Origin of the sequence: Roseobacter sp. EG26, from assembly GCF_049830555.1 — a bacterium.
Taxonomy (GTDB): Bacteria; Pseudomonadota; Alphaproteobacteria; order Rhodobacterales; family Rhodobacteraceae; genus Roseobacter.
The window spans coordinates 48,917-64,403 of the sequence record NZ_JBNBLH010000015.1 but is presented as its reverse complement, the minus strand read 5'-3'; the positions used below and the strand labels follow the sequence as shown (position 1 = coordinate 64,403).

Sequence of the window (15,487 nt, the reverse complement as noted above, 5' to 3'; positions counted from 1 at the left end):
ACTCATTGGCTATGGACATACAACAACGAAAGACCAAACATGGGGATCGGCGGGATAACCCCGATACAAAAACTGAAGGCAGCTTAGATTCTACTGACGCGCCCCTCTAAAAATGGGGAGATTACCAGGTGTTGAAAAAAGCGGGCGGAAAATGCCAGCTTTGCGGTATTCCGTCATTGCTCAGGCCCATTGATGTAGACCACATCGTTCCCAGCTCTAAGGCCAACAAGTATGGCAGGGTAGAAAAGGACGGTATCTGGATTGATGTGGATTCGCCCGCCAACTTGCAGGCCCTCTGCATGACCTGCAATCGGGCGAAACGGGCCGCGGACGAAACGGATTTCAGGCAGGCATCGAAACTCGTGCGCGACCGCATTCCTGAAATCATTCGCGCAAACGGCCGTGAACCATCAATGCGAAAGGTTTCTGGGGCGAAGCTCACGAAAGCTCTGTTCGACAAGCTGGTAGAAGAACACGCAGAGCTGATCGCGGCAGGCGAAAACGAGAAGCATTGTCTGGAAGAGCTGGTGGACATGACAGAAGTCATTATCGCGCTTGCTCGGCAACAGGATGTGGATGAAAGTGCTTTCTTCGAACGTGTGCGAGCCAAGAGGTCCAAGAAAGGTGCCTTTATGCAGGGGCATCTTCTTACAGATGTGCCGCGCTGACGCCTTGCGGTAGCTCTCCTGAACCATTGCCTGCCGCCGAGTGTGGTCCGAGTTCTGTTGCCTCAAAGCTCTTTTCGCGCGCGCAGTGCACACAGGACCCAATTCTCGCAGCCAACCGGTCGCAGAAGGCATACTGAAAACAAACTAACACGCACATGGGTCTGCAACGAAAGCTCGGTCTGACGGGCCGCACTCCAGCGGCAATCGGGTTGGGTCAGCGACAACAAAGGACCGAAGACGTACCTGATACCCTTCGCCCATCGTTTTCGCCAGCAAACACACAGAATCTGCCGACTGACCAAAGTTAGCGACCAGAATGACCAAAAATATGACCATAATGATCAAACATCACGAGTCGTCACAAGAGTCCCTAAATTTGCGGCACGTACAAGGTCCGCGATGTGCAGAACCTATTGATCTTCGCGCAAAAGTGACAAACTCTTGTCGAAACAGACAAACTTCGTGTCATCTTTCATTAATTTTAGTGGTGAGCCGTGCAGGATTCGAACCTGCGACCCACTGATTAAAAGTCAGTTGCTCTACCAACTGAGCTAACGGCCCACTAGGCGGCTTACTTAGAAAGGTGCAGGGGGAGGGTCAAGCCCTTAATTGTTGTTTTTCAACAGACATACTGGATAGTTTTACCGCGGCAGCTTATATGGCCGAAATGCGCAGTGATCATCAGCTCGGATTACCCTTCATGAAGATGCATGGGTTGGGAAACGACTTCGTCGTGCTGGACGCGCGCGCCCAAAATATTGATGTGACACCCGCGCTTGCTCAGGCGCTTGGCGATCGCCACAGAGGCGTTGGATTTGATCAGCTTGCCGTCATTACCAACGGTGCCGAAGACCTGCATTTGACGTTCTATAACGCAGACGGATCGCTTTCTGCGGCTTGTGGAAATGCAACGCGATGTATTGCACGTTTTGTCATGCACGAGACGGGACAATCGACACTCAAACTCAGTACAGATCGCGGCCCGTTATCTGCATGTGATGCGGGCGATGGGATGACGGCCGTGAACATGGGTCAACCCCAGCTTGATTGGTCTGAGATTCCACTTGCCTCTGCAATGGATACGCTGACGCTTCCAATCGCGGGGTCTCCTGTTGCGACAGGTATGGGCAACCCGCACTGCACGTTTTTTGTGGATGACGTCGCAGCTGTCGATCTGGCCAGTTTTGGCAAAGCACATGAGCACCACCCCCTTTATCCTGAGCGCACCAATGTTCAGATCGCGCAGATCATAGGATCCGACCATATTCGAATGCGTGTTTGGGAACGGGGTGTCGGGATCACCCTGGCATCTGGTTCATCCAGCTGTGCCACGGGTGTTGCGGCAGCGCGCAAAGGGCTCACCGGGCGCAAGGTCAGGATCGACTTGGACGGAGGCACGATCCATGTTGACTGGAGAGACGACGGCGTCTGGATGACGGGGCCAACAACGCATGTCTTCGACGGTACTCTGACCGCCGCCTTTCTGGATGAGATTTCATGAACGCGCCCGTTTTCTCAACGATGGGCTGCCGTCTGAACGCCTATGAGACCGAGGCGATGAAGGAGCTTGCCGATACTGCGGGCCTTAGGAACGCGGTGATCGTGAATACCTGTGCCGTGACCGCCGAGGCCGTGCGCAAGGCCCGTCAGGATATTCGCAAACTACGCCGTACGCATCCTGATGCGCGCCTGATCGTCACTGGCTGCGCCGCCCAGACAGAGCCTGAAACCTTTGCCCAAATGGAAGAAGTAGACGCGGTGATCGGCAACACCGAGAAGATGCAGAATTCAACCTGGCAAGGGCTGGCAGCCGATTTCATAGGTCAAACCGAGGCCGTTCAGGTGGATGACATCATGTCTGTTACCGAGACAGCCGGTCACCTTATCGATGGGTTTGGCACCCGCAGCCGCGCTTATGTACAGGTGCAAAATGGGTGCGATCATCGGTGCACCTTTTGTATCATACCCTACGGGCGTGGAAATTCGCGATCAGTTCCCGCTGGTGTTGTGGTCGATCAGATCAAGCGGCTGGTCGACAAAGGCTATAACGAGGTTGTCCTGACCGGCGTCGATTTGACAAGCTGGGGAGCGGACCTGCCGGCAGAACCCAAACTCGGTGATCTGGTGATGCGCATTCTGCGATTGGTGCCAGACCTTCAGAGATTGCGCATCAGTTCCATTGACAGCATCGAAGTTGATGACAACCTGATGCAGGCCATCGCCACGGAACCCCGGCTGATGCCGCATTTGCATTTATCGCTGCAGCACGGGGATGACTTGATCCTCAAACGCATGAAACGGCGTCACCTTCGCGACGATGCGATCAGATTTTCACAAGAGGCGCGCAGGCTGCGCCCCGACATGACCTTTGGTGCAGATATAATCGCCGGTTTCCCAACCGAGACTGAAGCGATGTTTGAGAACTCGCTGGCCCTCGTGAAAGAATGTGATCTCACATGGCTGCATGTGTTCCCCTATTCGCCTCGTCCCGGCACTCCAGCAGCGCGAATGCCTGCCGTAGAGGGCAAGGCGATCAAGGAACGTGCTGCCCGGTTGCGAGCGGCAGGTACCACGCAGGTGGAGCAACATGTTACGGCCCAGTTGGGACGCTCTCACAAAGTCCTCATGGAAGCGCCCCATATGGGACGTACAGAACAGTTTTGCGAAGTCCGTGTTTCAGAGCCACAGCCGACAGGACAGGTCGTTGATCTGACGATCACAGGCGGTCGCGACAACGTTCTTCTGGCATGAACGCACGGTCTTGTGTAGCTGATCCCTAGAAATGACGTGACAATCGAAGGCGTTGATCGTTACTCTGAAAGCACCTTGTGGGAGAGGTGACTTGGAAGATCACATAGAATGGGTTCTGGAAATGAATATCCAGGACGGTAAAGGGGATGCAGTCCAGCCCCTGGTTGAAGAGATGGTTGCGGCCACTCGTGAAACTGAACCGGGTGCTTTGACTTACGAGTACTACGTGAATGCCGACAAAACGCGCTGCACCGTGCTGGAACGCTATGCTGACAATGCGGCCGTCATGGTTCATCTGGGTAATTTCGGCGAAAAATTCGCAGATCGGTTTTTTGCGACCTTTGAGGCGGTGCGGTTCACTGTCTATGGACCTTCAAATGATGAGGTTCGCGCCGCTCTGGCCGGATTGGGTGCCACATTTGATGCGCGGATCAGCGGGTTTCATCGCTGACCTTTTTTCGATGCCTTCTGGTTTCTCTCCTCCAACAAATGCGCCATCAGAATTAACGGTGATGCCCGTTATGATTGAAACTAGCGCATGCGCAGGCTACGCTTGCCCGTCTTGACAGTCGGGTGACCGGAATTGGGAAAGGTCCGAAATGGATACAGTTACATTGCCGAACACGGGATTTCTTGCCCACGCATCCAAGAATCTGTCCGAACTCCTCGCATCGGTCGCCACAGAGGTCGCGCTGGACGAAGGAGAAGTGCTCTTCGAGCAGGGAGACATTGGAGATACGCTCTACGCAATTGTATCAGGCTCTTTGGAGTTCAGCGTGCTGTCTCGTGAAGGGCGCAAGCTTTCATTGGACGTGATGCGCCCTGGTGCATTGTTCGGGGAAATAGCGCTTTTCGATCCTGGGACGCGCACTGCAACTGTCACGGCAATCGAGAAGTCCCGCCTCAGAGGCGTCAAAAACGCTGATATGCTGCGCGCCATCCGCGAAGCCCCGGACCTGGGCATTGACATGATCCAATTGGCCGGAGAGCGCATGCGCTGGATGAGCAGCCAGTTGAATGAGCAGGTCTTCCTGCCAATGCCTGCGCGATTGGCGCGCAAGATACTCTACCTCACGGTAGATGGCTCGGACCATCTTTCGACGCTGACCCTGTCACAATCCGAGCTTGCGGAATTTGTCGGCGCAACGCGGGAGGCGGTGTCCAAGACCCTGTCACTTTGGAAACGCGCCGGGGTCATTGAATCCACGCGCGGCGGGGTTCAGGTGCTCGACCGCGACGCCCTGCAGGTCATGGCAGATTTACACCAGATTTAATTGCGGCATGTGACCCGTTTCACAGACGTTGATTCGTTTTTGCGCCATGTTGGGAGCATCAGAGGTATAGGGCTCTGATCCAACACCCCCGGCGATTTCCGGGAAAGGCACAAAAGGGATATTAAAATGGAACGGCCTAACAAGACACCAATCGACGCAACCCGCAAGCCGCCAAAACCGTCTCCGGTCAAGGCGATGATTGCGTGGCTGGTAGAGACTGACCGCGAATTTCGCGTGGCTCAGTCAATGGTCGACAAAACCCACAAACGTTTCTGAAAGAAGGATTTGGCAGGTGGCTGTTCAACTCACAATCCGTATTGGAACTGTTGTGTCTCAGTTCAATTTGGGCACGATTTGCACCGCTTCACGTCATGAAAAAATCACACGAAATTCCCACAATGTGATCCAGTTCACATACAGGGATCGCCCGTCAAGGTATTGTTAATTTATTAGCGGTGACCGGTAACGAGTATTCGCCTTGAATATCAAGGCCATCAAGATGGTAACGAAAGACGAATTTAACGGTATGGGACAGGGATGAGATCACGGCGAAAGAGCTTTTAGCTGCCAACTAACCGTGAAGCCTCCAACCACCCGATTCTGACTCTCCCCAGGGTCTGTCATTAGCCTTCCTTGAGAAGGTGCAGACGGAAAACCCCCCGCACAGCAAATGCACGGGGGGTTTTTTAATTCAGAATTTCCGAGGCGTTCAGGACGTTTCTTTGCCCTTCACAGGCGCCCAGATGCGCTTGTTGGTCAGGTAAAGCAGAACGGAGAGCAGCGTCAGGAACAAAACACCTACAAAACCGGCCTGCTTGCGCGCCATCATTTTCGGCTCTGCTGTCCACATCAGGAAGGCGGAGACATCTTCGGCGATATGATGAAGATCGTTCTCATGGCCATCGGCAAACTCGACGTCCTCGCCATAAAGCGGGGGCGCCATGGAAATCCAGCCTCCGGGGAAAGCCTTGTTCTCATAGAGCGTCACACCCGCTTCTTCTTTTTCCTCGCCAGTGTATTCGGTCAGCAGCGAGGCAATATACTCCGCGCCACCAATGCCCTTGAAGAACTGATTGATGCCGAGACCGTAGGGGCCATGAAAACCCGCCCGCGCCTTGGCCATCAGGCTCAGATCGGGAGCGTTCTCAAGACCTGATTCCGGAAAGTGATCAGCTGGCAGCGCCGGACGGAAATCGTCAAGTTCGGCATCGAAAACCTCGAAATTCGCGGCATAGGCCCGCACCTGATCTTCGGGCAGATGGGGTCCACCTTCTTCAGCCAACGAGCGGATGGGTACGAACTTGAGTCCGTGGCAGGCGGAGCAGATTTCGGTGTAGACCTGAAGCCCGCGTTGCAATTGGTTCTGATCGTAGGTGCCAAAGGGCCCCTCAAAGGAAAAATCGAAGTCTTCGACGTGACCTTCACCACCCGCTGCCAGACCGGACGTGGCCAACCCGAAAGCCGCCACGACACTAAGCGTAAATGTTCTGAACATGATCTTGTGTTCCTTTATTCTGCAGGCGTGGCGTCAGAGGACTTGGGATAGTGTGCCGCAAAGTCTTCTTCGATGGTTTCCGGACGGGCGAGCGGTTTTTCCATCACACCCAGCAACGGCAGGATCACGAGGAAGTAGGCGAACCAATAGGCCGATGCGATCAGAGAGAAGGTCGCATAGGGTTCTTCTGCCGGCATCGCACCCAGCCACATCAGGGCGAAGAAGTCGATAACCAGCAGCGCAAACCACCATTTGAACATCGGACGATAACGACCCGAGCGGACGGAAGAAGTGTCAAGCCAGGGTGCCAGCGCCATAACGGCAATCGCACCAAACATCGCCAGAACACCAAAGAACTTCGCGTCGATGATACCACCGGTGAAGAAGGAGGCGATCTGCACCACCCAGACCTCGCCGGTGAAGGCACGCAGGATCGCGTAGAATGGCAGGAAGTACCATTCAGGCACGATGTGTGCAGGTGTCGCCAGCGCATTGGCCTCGATGTAGTTATCGGGGTGTCCCAAGTAGTTCGGCATGAAGCCGACAACGGCGAAGAACACGGCCAGAATAACCGCCAGGGCAAAGAGATCCTTGATCACGAAATAGGGCCAGAAGGGCAGCGTGTCTTTCTCGGCTTCTTCCTTCGATGTGCGGCGCACTTCGACGCCGGTCGGGTTGTTGTTGCCCGTGGTATGGAAGGCCCAGATGTGCACGATCACGAGACCTGCAATCACGAAGGGCAGAAGATAGTGCAGCGAGAAGAAGCGGTTCAGCGTAGCGTTATCCACCGCGGGTCCACCCAGAAGCCATGTTTGCAACGCTTCACCAATGAAGGGGATTGCGCCAAAGAGGCCGGTGATAACTGTCGCGCCCCAGAAAGACATCTGACCCCATGGCAGCACGTAGCCCATGAAGGCAGTGCCCATCATCATCAGATAAATCAACATGCCGATGATCCATGTGATCTCGCGCGGGGCCTTGTAGGACCCGTAGTAGAGACCACGGAAAATATGGGCATAAACCGCGATAAAGAACAGCGAAGCGCCATTGGCATGCATATACCGCAGCATGTAGCCGCCGTTTACATTGCGCATGATGTGCTCGACCGACGAAAACGCATGATCGACGTGCGGCGTGTAGTGCATCACCAGCACGATGCCGGTGACGATCTGCAGCGCAAGACAGAAGGTTAGCACAATGCCCCAAATCCACATCCAGTTGAGGTTCTTGGGGGTTGGGATCATCAACGTATCGTAGAGAAGACCAACTACGGGCAGGCGCGAGGCCAGCCACTTTTCACCGTTTGACTTCGGCTCATAATGGTCGTGAGGAATTCCAGCCATCTGATGTCTCCCTTAACCGAGTTTGATCGTGGTTTCATCCACGAATTCTGCCACAGGCACCGGCAGGTTCGTCGGTGCAGGCCCTTTGCGAATACGACCGGATGTGTCGTAATGCGATCCGTGGCACGGGCAGAACCAGCCGCCAAAATCGCCTGCATCTCCCAAAGGTACGCAGCCCAGATGCGTGCAAACACCCATCATCACCAGCCATTCACCGGTCTCGTCGAGAGCGCGGTTTTCGTCAGACGCATCAGCGTCACCGCTCAGGTTCGCGTTTTCCGCTTTCTGGTCGGGAAGATCACTCAATTCGACATCGCGCGCGGCGGAGATTTCTTCCTCGGTGCGGCGGCGAATGAACACCGGCTTGCCCAGCCATTTCACGGTGAGCTGCGTGCCGGGCTCGACATCGCCAACGTCCACACGGATCGAGGCAAGGGCGCGCACGTCCGCGGAAGGGTTCATTTGGTGGACCAAGGGCCAAACGGCTGCACCGGCGGTGACGGCACCGGCGCCTGCAGTCGCATAATAAAGGAAATCCCTCCGGGTGCCTTCGTGATCTTCTGCGTGGGACACGGGTTTACTCCATTTCCAGGGCCAATGATCGGCCAAAAGTCAAACTGGCCGCGAAAAACGCAGCCTTACTCATGCGGGTATGTAGCGTTGTGCTGACGCGCCGTCCAGTGATCAAACACGCGCAAACCGTCGCAGGCATGCCCAGAATTCGCGAATTCCATGCGTATGTTGCGTTGAAATCATCATTCGCCGCGCGAGTCTATCCCACAGGGGGCAATGTCGCCTGCATCGACGCCCGCGAATCGAAGTTTTCGTGCCATTTGGCCAGAGCGTCGTTGCCCGCCCGCCAGTTCCGCGCGCCATGCCGAAAATCGACGTACGAAAGCGCGCAGGCTACCGAGATGTGACCCATGTCTATAGGACCCGACAGGTGGCTCATCCAGCGTGCGTTCAAAACGGAGATCGCACGCGACACCTTGGTCCACTGCGCCTCGATCCAGTCGCCATATTGCATTTCTTCAGGACGCAATCGCGCCTCGTAGGCCATTGAAACCGCAGAATCCATGATGCCGTCTCCCGTTGCCTCCAACGTGAGGGTCTCCCACCGCGATGTTCCCGTTGGGTACATCTTGCCGCCGTAAAGATCGTTGAGAAAGGCGGTGATCACCCGGCTGTCATAAAGTGTCGTGCCGTTGTCGCGCACCAGCGCCGGGATACGGGCCAGCGGATTGCTCGCCGCCAGCCCTTCATCCGTTGCGAAAGCGGTCGAAGTCACATCCGAGATTTCAACCTCATCTGCCCTGTCCAACTCATGGAGCAAAACGACAACTTTTCGCACGAATGGCGACGCAGGGGAGTGGAAGAGTTTCATCGGCATTTCCTTTCGCGGGTTTCAGGCGACCCTAGCAGAGCTATTGGCCCTGTCCATTGGCGGCCCGCATCAGGGCTGCCAGAACGGCAATGTCGGTACCTTGACCATAGGCTTCCACATGATCGGCAGCACGTTCGCGGACGTCATCGGGTTTGTTCTGGTTAAGTTTCCACGTCCCATCGACACCCGTGACCTTCATGCGGCAGGGCACAATCGCACGCATCATCCGGTCCATGACGCCGTCTGACATCTTCGATGTGGTCCATGGCGCTTTAGGCAAAAGGCGTTCTTCGAAAAAAGCCGTCTGGCGATCGAGCAGATTATGCAGTTCGTCCTGCGGGCGCAACGCCAGCATTCCAGTCAGATGCACGGCCACATAATTCCACGTCGGCACCTGATCAATCACGCCGTACCAATCGGGTGACACGTAGCTGTCAGGCCCGGATACCGCGATGCGCGCGGGCAAATCGGCCTCTTTCAAGGCCCGCGAGATCGGGTTCGAGCGCAGCAAATGCAACCAAACCGTCTCCCCATCCTCGTCCAGCAGAAACGGAATATGCGACAGCCATGGCCCCTCTGCCCCGCTGACCGCCAGCACACCAAAGGCGCGTTCGCGCGCGTATTCAAGGTTGGCGGCATTTTCATGTGTGTGGAAAACGGGGTTCGGGTGCATCGACCTGCCTTTGATTTGTGTTGCATTTTCTCTTGCAGGCTTTGGCGCGGCTTGGCAAGTTACGGTCATTCTCAGGGCGGGGCGAAATTCCCCACCGGCGGTATGCAGTGACAAACTGTGAGCCCGCGAGCGGCCTCTTGCGAGGTGACAAGCAGATCTGGTGAGATGCCAGAGCCGACGGTCATAGTCCGGATGAAAGAGAATGCGAAAACGCTGGGCCAGTGTGCCTTGTGTGATCGTGATCGCCTTGGGTGGACGTGTCTGGACCAAAAAGGAGATCATGATCATGACACACACCCGTTTCGCCTTCGTCAAAGCGCAGTGGCACGCGGATATCGTGGACCGCGCCTATGATGGATTTACCCAGGAAATACCCGCATCGCAGGTCGAGGTTTTTGACGTACCGGGGGCGTTCGAGATGCCCTTGATGGCCCGCGATCTGGCCGGCACCGGTCAATATGATGCCGTGATCTGTGCGGCGTTTGTGGTTGATGGCGGCATCTACCGGCATGATTTTGTGGCACAGTCCGTCGTGGACGGGTTGATGAGGGTCGGTCTGGATACAGGCGTGCCGGTTTTATCCGTTTCACTGACACCGCATCATTATCAGGAAACTGATCACCACAACGCGATCTATCGCGCCCATTTTGTGACCAAGGGCAAAGAGGCCGCATCAGCGGCACTCGGGATTTTGAAAGCACGCGCGTCATTGCGCGCCAAGGCGGCCTAGCCGAGGTAGGCGCGCAGGGCTGGCGGCGGGTTCTCAAGCAGCGCCGCCGCCGGTTGCGGCGCTTCAGCCCGCCCGCCTTCGACAAAAATCACGTCATCGGCAATGCGCCGCACATCCTGCGGGTCATGGGTTACCATCAACAGGGTGGCACCTGTCTCATTGCTCAGATCATGTACCAGATCGAGCATTTCATACCGCAGGGCGGGGCCCAATGCCGCAAAGGGCTCATCCAGCAGGATCACTGGCCGGTTTTGAACCAGCACGCGGGCCAAAGCGGCACGGCTTTGCTGGCCGCCCGAAAGTTCCCCCGGTTTTCGGTCTACCATCTCGCGCAGGCCCACTCTCTCCAGCGCCTTACCGATGCGGTCCTGATCGCTTGCCGACAATTTCAGGTCCGGCCGAATGCCAAGCCCGATGTTTTTGGCAATGCTGAGATGCGGGAACAGGTTGTTATCCTGAAACAGCATCGCAATCGGACGTTCGCCCGGTGCCGCATGGGTGATGTTTTGGTTCCGCCACCACAGTTTGCCGCCGCGCAGCGGCAAAAACCCTCCAATCGCACCAAGCAGGGTGGATTTTCCGGCACCGGAGGGTCCGATCACGGCGGTTTTACGTCCCGGCTCGACGCTGAAACCGGCCTTCAGGGCAAAATTTCCCTGAGACATCACAACATCTTCAAGCTTCAGCACGCCAGCGGCCTCCCTTGTCGCAGAGCCAGAAAAGCCCCAATGCCATCGCGAGCAGCAGCAAGGCCGCGCCGGCAGCGGCCTCGGTACGATACGCGCCCATCAAGCGGTACATCTGCAACGGCAGTGTTGCCCGGTCCGGGTCCGCAAAAAGGGCGATGACACCAAGATCCCCGACCGATAACGCGCCGGTCAAACCCGCAGCAAAACCGATTTGAGCGCGCAACCGCGGCAGCACCAGCCACCGCCAGGCGGACCAACCGCGCAGGCCCAAAGAGCGCGACAGACGGTCGAAGGTAACCAGTGTATCGCGCATCGGCGGCACAAGTATCCGCAGGGCAAAAGGCAGCGCCATCATCGCATTGATGAGCGCGGTCACCGGCAGGGCCAAAGGCACCGGGTCGGCAATCGGATTGATCAGAATGAACCAGCCGGTGCCGATCATCAGGGGCGAGGCGGAAAGACCGATCAGCCCGATGGCTTCGGCACCACCTGCCCTGCGCGAGCTAATCCATCCGGCCATTGGCAGTGCAATGATCAGCAGGGTAAGGATACTGAGCACCGCAACACCAAGCGAATTCCCCGCCGTTTTCCACACGACCGCAGGCATTTCCGGCAGACCTTGCAAACCGGCCAGAACAATCGCCAGAAGCGGCAGCAGCAGGAACGCGCTGCCCAATGCGATGACAATTGCGTCCAGAACCTGTTGCAGGCCCGACCGCGCATCCCAGCGTTGCAGGGTGCGGTCCAGACCGGCGCCAAGCGGGAAATTCGGGATAATCCACAGCGCGATCAACGCAGCCCCCCCGGCAATAAAAAGCTGAATAAGCGACAGCAATGCCGCCCGGGCGAGGTCGAAATCAAACCGGAACGCCTGATAGATGGCCAGTTCGATGGTTGTCGCACGCGGTCCGCCGCCCAGCGTGAGGGCCACGGCAAAACTGGTCAAACAGATGACGAACACCAGCGCTGCCGCCCCGGGCACGATTTGCACCAGCAATGGGTATTCCAGGGTGCGCCGGATCATCCGAGGCGGTAAATTGAGCTGGGCGGCCAACCGAAACCGCTCGGCTGGGATGCTCTGCCAGCCTTGCAGCAGGAGCCGCGTTGCCAGTGGCAGATTGAAAAAAACATGGGCCAGAACCACGCCGTGCAGCCCGTAAATTGAAAGCGGGGGTACCCCAAAATAGCCCAAAGCGGCATTTGCCCAGCCTGATCGGCCAAAGACAGTCAAGAGCCCGAGTACTGCGACAATCACAGGCAGGATGAACGGGGCTCCCAACAGGGTGATCAGAAAACCGCGCCCGATAAACCGTCGCCTGGCCAGCGCCCGGGCCAAGGGAATGGCGCAGAGTACAGAAATCAATGCCGACAGGATCGCCTGCACCACCGTAAAGCGGATCGCGGCCCATTCGGCAGGTCCGATACCGCGCCCAACCTCGGCGCGCAATCCAATGCCCAGAAAGGACAGCAGGACCGCCACGACGACAAAGCCACCCGCGACGATCCCGGTGGTGCCGATTACTGGCTGAGCGCGCTGCGCCATGTCTCAATCGCTTCAGCCTGCAGGCTGGCTGCTTCTTCTTCCGAATAGAAGAGGACCTTCTCCGGCAGCGCCAGTTGCGCCCAGCCTTCGGGCCACTGGTCCTTGGGCAGCGCTGACGGCAGGGACCAATTGGCGGTCGGGATCATCTGTTGGAAATCCTGCGACAACACATAGGCCATGAAGGCGTCGGCCAGTTCCGGCTGGTCGGTCTGGGCGATTTTGCCGACGGTTTCGACCATGAAATAGTGACCTTCGGGGAAGATCGCGGCCTTCTTGGTGAAATCGTCCTCAGCGAACATGTGATAGGCGGGCGAGGTCGTGTAGCTCAGCACCATGTCAACCTCCCCATCGGTGAACATGCCGTAGCTGGCGGACCAATCTTTGGTCACCGTGAGGATTTTAGGGGCAAGTTTTGTCCAGACATCCGCGGCTTCTTCGCCGTAAACGGCCTGAACCCAGAGCACCAGCGCCAGACCGGAGATGGACGTGCGCGGGTCCTGAATGACCAGTTTCACGTCATCAGACATGTCCAGAAGCGCGTCGAAACTCGCGGGCGGCGCGTCCATCGTTGTCTCATTGTAGATGAACGCCGTGTGGCCGTAGTTGAAAGGCAGGAATGTGTTATCCGTCCATTCGATCGGCAATGTCAGAGCGCCGTTGTCCTGACCATGTGGCGCAAACAACCCCGTCGCGCGGGCCTTTGCCGTGACGTCGGAGGTCAGGCCGATGACAACGTCGGCCTTGGTGCGCTCTCCTTCGAGCAACAGTCGCGGCAGCAGATCGCCGGTGGCAAATTGCAGATCGCAGTTGCAGGTTTGCTCGAACCCGGCTTCGATCTTGGGGCCGGGACCCCATTCGGAGGTGAAATAATCACCCGCATAAACGGTCAGCACCGGGGTGTCGGCCCCGGCTTGAGTGGCCAGCAACAGGCTGGTGACAAGAAGAGTTCTTCGCATGATCAGTCCTTTCAAATGCGTCGAACGGCGAAAGAGGATGATCAGCTCACCTTCCCTCCGCCGGTCTTAACCGGTTCAGGTTCTACGGGTCCGCGCATATGCACATCTCAGCCGGAAAGGCCCCCCGAGGTAAGGCGACAGGTAGTGCGGTTGCGCGGGATTGGCAAGCGATAAGCTCTTGAGGCGACCCGCCTGCCCCGCTAAGCACCGGGATCAAAGGAGCGTTTCATGTCGATCAACAGCTTTGGCCACCTATTCCGCGTTACCACATGGGGTGAAAGTCACGGACCTGCGCTGGGGGCGACCGTGGATGGATGCCCGCCGGGTATCGCCATTGATGAGGCGATGATCCAGCAGTGGATGGACAAACGCAAACCCGGCCAGAACAAATACACCACGCAGCGGCGTGAAGCGGATGAGGTCAAAATCCTGTCCGGCGTATTTGAGGGTCAGACCACAGGCACGCCGGTGCAATTGTTGATCGAGAACACCGACCAGCGATCCAAAGATTACGGTGACATCAAGGACAAGTTCCGCCCGGGCCATGCAGACATCACCTATTTTCAGAAATACGGGGTGCGTGACTATCGCGGTGGTGGGCGCTCCAGCGCGCGCGAAACGGCAGCGCGGGTTGCGGCTGGGGGTCTTGCGCGCGCAGCAATTGCGGCGATGGCTCCAAAGATTGAGATCAAGGGGTACATGACCCAGATGGGTCCGCATCAGATCGACCGGGCGCGATTTGACTGGAACCAGATCGACCAGAACCCCTTTTGGGTCCCGGATGCGCAGGCCGCCGCGGATTGGGCCGACTATCTGGACAAGCTGCGCAAGTCAGGCAGTTCCGTCGGCGCGATCATAGAGGTTGTGGCACGCGGTGTGCCCGCCGGGCTGGGCGCGCCGGTCTATGGTAAGCTAGACACGGATCTGGCAGCGGCAATGATGAGCATCAATGCGGTCAAGGGCGTCGAGATTGGTGAAGGCATGTCCGCCGCGATGCTCACCGGTGAGCTGAACGCCGATGAGATCACAATGGGTCCGGATGGGCCTGAATATAGCTCCAACCACGCGGGCGGTATTCTGGGTGGTATCAGCACAGGTCAGGACATTGTCGTGCGCTTTGCGGTCAAACCAACATCCAGCATTCTGACCACGCGCCGCACGATCACCAAGTCGGGCGAAGAGACCGAGATCATCACCAAGGGTCGGCATGATCCTTGTGTGGGTATCCGCGCTGTCCCGGTTGGCGAAGCGATGATGGCCTGTGTTCTGCTCGATCATATGTTGCTGCATCGCGGTCAGATCGGCGAAAATCGCGGGCACATTGGTTAGGCGCCGTCCATCTCCAACAGGCGTCTGATGCTGTCGACGCTTTGCTCGACGATGCCCAGCGGCATGCGGGAGCGGGCCAGCACGCGCAGCCCGATGTATTGGGTCAACAGGACATTGGCGATGGCGCGACGCTCGACGTCCGGCATTTCTGCGTGCAGGGGAGAATCGTTCAAAGCCGCTTCCAAACCTTCGCGAATGCCACTCATGCCCTTTTCGACCGCTGCTGCGATATCCGGATCAGACATTTCATAGCCCGCGGCCGCAGAGCATAACAAACACCCGCGCGTATCGCCTGCTGCCACTGCCGCGCAAAGAGCGGCGAAAAGGCTGAGAATTCTATCACGACCATCCGGCACAGAGCTATCCGTGAGACAGGCTTTGGCCGCACCGACAGCTTCCTCCTCGTAATGGGCAAGCACCAGAAGAAAAAGCGTTTTCTTATCCTTGAAGGCCTTGTAGAGGCTGCCGCGCGTCAACCCCATGCCATCGAGCAAGTCAGGCAGTGACGCTTCCAGATAGCCTTTTTCCCAAAAGACATTGGCGGCCTTTTTGATCGCGTCATCTGTCTTGAACTCTCGAGGCCGTGCCATTTCTTACTCCTGTGCGCCAGCATCAATATAGTTCGGAACCAATCGTTACACAATTCACGCAA

17 protein-coding genes, 1 tRNA gene and 2 riboswitches are annotated in these 15,487 nt (G+C 57.1%); of the genes, 8 read left to right on the top strand and 10 right to left on the bottom strand.

Annotated elements, in window-relative coordinates; genetic code table 11:
- Positions 1–128 precede the first annotated feature (128 nt).
- Positions 129–668 (top strand): hypothetical protein, encoded by a 540-nt coding sequence (locus ACOTTU_RS22350; protein ID WP_425661328.1) that lies wholly within the window; start codon positions 129–131, stop codon positions 666–668.
- A 485-nt stretch (positions 669–1,153) separates the two neighbouring features.
- Here the strand turns inward: ACOTTU_RS22350 and ACOTTU_RS22345 are convergent.
- Positions 1,154–1,229, bottom strand: a tRNA-Lys gene (locus ACOTTU_RS22345).
- A gap of 106 nt (positions 1,230–1,335) precedes the next feature.
- Here ACOTTU_RS22345 and dapF point away from each other — a divergent pair.
- The 5 genes from dapF to ACOTTU_RS22320 all read left to right on the top strand — a co-directional run bounded on the left by dapF (position 1,336) and on the right by ACOTTU_RS22320 (position 4,969).
- The gene (gene dapF, locus ACOTTU_RS22340; RefSeq protein WP_425661332.1) at positions 1,336–2,169 is read left to right on the top strand and encodes a diaminopimelate epimerase; all 834 of its coding nucleotides are present in this window, start codon (positions 1,336–1,338) and stop codon (positions 2,167–2,169) included.
- Entirely contained in the window at positions 2,166–3,419 is a 1,254-nt protein-coding gene (gene mtaB / locus ACOTTU_RS22335; RefSeq protein ID WP_425661326.1) for a tRNA (N(6)-L-threonylcarbamoyladenosine(37)-C(2))-methylthiotransferase MtaB, read from the top strand. The genes dapF and mtaB overlap by 4 nt, the downstream gene beginning before the upstream one ends.
- A gap of 91 nt (positions 3,420–3,510) precedes the next feature.
- Positions 3,511–3,870, top strand: a complete 360-nt coding sequence (locus tag ACOTTU_RS22330; protein WP_298916686.1) for a putative quinol monooxygenase — start codon at positions 3,511–3,513, stop codon at positions 3,868–3,870.
- A gap of 148 nt (positions 3,871–4,018) precedes the next feature.
- Positions 4,019–4,693, top strand: coding sequence for a Crp/Fnr family transcriptional regulator (locus tag ACOTTU_RS22325; protein WP_298916683.1), 675 nt, complete (start codon positions 4,019–4,021; stop codon positions 4,691–4,693).
- A 126-nt stretch (positions 4,694–4,819) separates the two neighbouring features.
- Entirely contained in the window at positions 4,820–4,969 is a 150-nt protein-coding gene (locus tag ACOTTU_RS22320; RefSeq protein WP_298916681.1) for a hypothetical protein, read from the top strand.
- A gap of 433 nt (positions 4,970–5,402) precedes the next feature.
- Here ACOTTU_RS22320 and ACOTTU_RS22315 read toward each other — a convergent pair whose 3' ends face one another.
- The 5 genes from ACOTTU_RS22315 to ACOTTU_RS22295 all read right to left on the bottom strand — a co-directional run bounded on the left by ACOTTU_RS22315 (position 5,403) and on the right by ACOTTU_RS22295 (position 9,588).
- Entirely contained in the window at positions 5,403–6,188 is a 786-nt protein-coding gene (locus ACOTTU_RS22315; RefSeq protein ID WP_298916678.1) for a cytochrome c1, read from the bottom strand.
- Positions 6,189–6,202: 14 nt separating this feature from the next.
- On the bottom strand, positions 6,203–7,531 hold the full coding sequence (gene petB, locus ACOTTU_RS22310) for a cytochrome b (protein ID WP_298916673.1): 1,329 nt from the start codon (positions 7,529–7,531) through the stop codon (positions 6,203–6,205).
- Positions 7,532–7,543: 12 nt separating this feature from the next.
- Complete coding sequence (gene petA / locus ACOTTU_RS22305; RefSeq protein ID WP_298916670.1) at positions 7,544–8,104, bottom strand: ubiquinol-cytochrome c reductase iron-sulfur subunit; 561 nt, start codon at positions 8,102–8,104, stop codon at positions 7,544–7,546.
- 199 nt (positions 8,105–8,303) lie between these two features.
- A complete protein-coding gene (locus tag ACOTTU_RS22300) occupies positions 8,304–8,915 on the bottom strand; it encodes a glutathione S-transferase (protein WP_425661322.1) in 612 nt (203 codons plus the stop codon).
- Between the two features lie 40 nt (positions 8,916–8,955).
- Positions 8,956–9,588: an FMN-binding negative transcriptional regulator gene (locus tag ACOTTU_RS22295; RefSeq protein ID WP_425661320.1), complete on the bottom strand. Its 633-nt coding sequence runs from the start codon at positions 9,586–9,588 to the stop codon at positions 8,956–8,958.
- 63 nt (positions 9,589–9,651) lie between these two features.
- A riboswitch (FMN riboswitch) is annotated at positions 9,652–9,796 on the top strand.
- On the opposite strand from ACOTTU_RS22295, the gene ACOTTU_RS22290 reads away from it, so the two are divergent.
- Complete coding sequence (locus ACOTTU_RS22290; RefSeq protein ID WP_425661318.1) at positions 9,791–10,318, top strand: 6,7-dimethyl-8-ribityllumazine synthase; 528 nt, start codon at positions 9,791–9,793, stop codon at positions 10,316–10,318. (Overlaps the previous riboswitch by 6 nt.)
- Here ACOTTU_RS22290 and ACOTTU_RS22285 read toward each other — a convergent pair.
- Genes ACOTTU_RS22285 through ACOTTU_RS22275 form a run of 3 tightly spaced genes read right to left on the bottom strand, consistent with a single transcriptional unit; the run spans position 10,315 to position 13,506 of the window.
- Positions 10,315–11,007, bottom strand: coding sequence for an ATP-binding cassette domain-containing protein (locus tag ACOTTU_RS22285; RefSeq protein ID WP_425661316.1), 693 nt, complete (start codon positions 11,005–11,007; stop codon positions 10,315–10,317). The two genes, ACOTTU_RS22290 and ACOTTU_RS22285, sit on opposite strands and share 4 nt — an antisense overlap.
- Positions 10,994–12,550, bottom strand: a complete 1,557-nt coding sequence (locus ACOTTU_RS22280; RefSeq protein ID WP_425661314.1) for a thiamine/thiamine pyrophosphate ABC transporter permease ThiP — start codon at positions 12,548–12,550, stop codon at positions 10,994–10,996. Before ACOTTU_RS22280 ends, ACOTTU_RS22285 begins: the two co-directional genes overlap by 14 nt.
- Complete coding sequence (locus tag ACOTTU_RS22275; protein ID WP_425661312.1) at positions 12,526–13,506, bottom strand: thiamine ABC transporter substrate-binding protein; 981 nt, start codon at positions 13,504–13,506, stop codon at positions 12,526–12,528. The genes ACOTTU_RS22280 and ACOTTU_RS22275 overlap by 25 nt, the downstream gene beginning before the upstream one ends.
- A gap of 35 nt (positions 13,507–13,541) precedes the next feature.
- Positions 13,542–13,643, bottom strand: a riboswitch (TPP riboswitch).
- A 91-nt stretch (positions 13,644–13,734) separates the two neighbouring features.
- On the opposite strand from ACOTTU_RS22275, the gene aroC reads away from it, so the two are divergent.
- Positions 13,735–14,835 (top strand): chorismate synthase, encoded by a 1,101-nt coding sequence (gene aroC / locus ACOTTU_RS22270; protein WP_425661310.1) that lies wholly within the window; start codon positions 13,735–13,737, stop codon positions 14,833–14,835.
- Here aroC and ACOTTU_RS22265 read toward each other — a convergent pair.
- The gene (locus tag ACOTTU_RS22265; protein ID WP_425661308.1) at positions 14,832–15,425 is read right to left on the bottom strand and encodes a TetR/AcrR family transcriptional regulator; all 594 of its coding nucleotides are present in this window, start codon (positions 15,423–15,425) and stop codon (positions 14,832–14,834) included. The genes aroC and ACOTTU_RS22265 overlap by 4 nt on opposite strands.
- Positions 15,426–15,487: the final 62 nt, after the last annotated feature.

Excerpts from the sequence above, each read along its gene's own strand:
- ACOTTU_RS22265 (WP_425661308.1), bottom strand. The coding sequence starts at position 15,425 with ATGGCACGGCCTCGAGAGTTCAAGACAGATGACGCGATCAAAAAGGCC.
- dapF (WP_425661332.1), top strand. The coding sequence starts at position 1,336 with ATGCGCAGTGATCATCAGCTCGGATTACCCTTCATGAAGATGCATGGG.
- ACOTTU_RS22280 (WP_425661314.1), bottom strand. The coding sequence starts at position 12,550 with ATGGCGCAGCGCGCTCAGCCAGTAATCGGCACCACCGGGATCGTCGCG.
- petB (WP_298916673.1), bottom strand. The coding sequence starts at position 7,531 with ATGGCTGGAATTCCTCACGACCATTATGAGCCGAAGTCAAACGGTGAA.
- ACOTTU_RS22300 (WP_425661322.1), bottom strand. The coding sequence starts at position 8,915 with ATGAAACTCTTCCACTCCCCTGCGTCGCCATTCGTGCGAAAAGTTGTC.
- ACOTTU_RS22325 (WP_298916683.1), top strand. The coding sequence starts at position 4,019 with ATGGATACAGTTACATTGCCGAACACGGGATTTCTTGCCCACGCATCC.
- mtaB (WP_425661326.1), top strand. The coding sequence starts at position 2,166 with ATGAACGCGCCCGTTTTCTCAACGATGGGCTGCCGTCTGAACGCCTAT.
- ACOTTU_RS22315 (WP_298916678.1), bottom strand. The coding sequence starts at position 6,188 with ATGTTCAGAACATTTACGCTTAGTGTCGTGGCGGCTTTCGGGTTGGCC.
- aroC (WP_425661310.1), top strand. The coding sequence starts at position 13,735 with ATGTCGATCAACAGCTTTGGCCACCTATTCCGCGTTACCACATGGGGT.
- ACOTTU_RS22290 (WP_425661318.1), top strand. The coding sequence starts at position 9,791 with ATGCGAAAACGCTGGGCCAGTGTGCCTTGTGTGATCGTGATCGCCTTG.
- ACOTTU_RS22320 (WP_298916681.1), top strand. The coding sequence starts at position 4,820 with ATGGAACGGCCTAACAAGACACCAATCGACGCAACCCGCAAGCCGCCA.
- ACOTTU_RS22295 (WP_425661320.1), bottom strand. The coding sequence starts at position 9,588 with ATGCACCCGAACCCCGTTTTCCACACACATGAAAATGCCGCCAACCTT.
- ACOTTU_RS22275 (WP_425661312.1), bottom strand. The coding sequence starts at position 13,506 with ATGCGAAGAACTCTTCTTGTCACCAGCCTGTTGCTGGCCACTCAAGCC.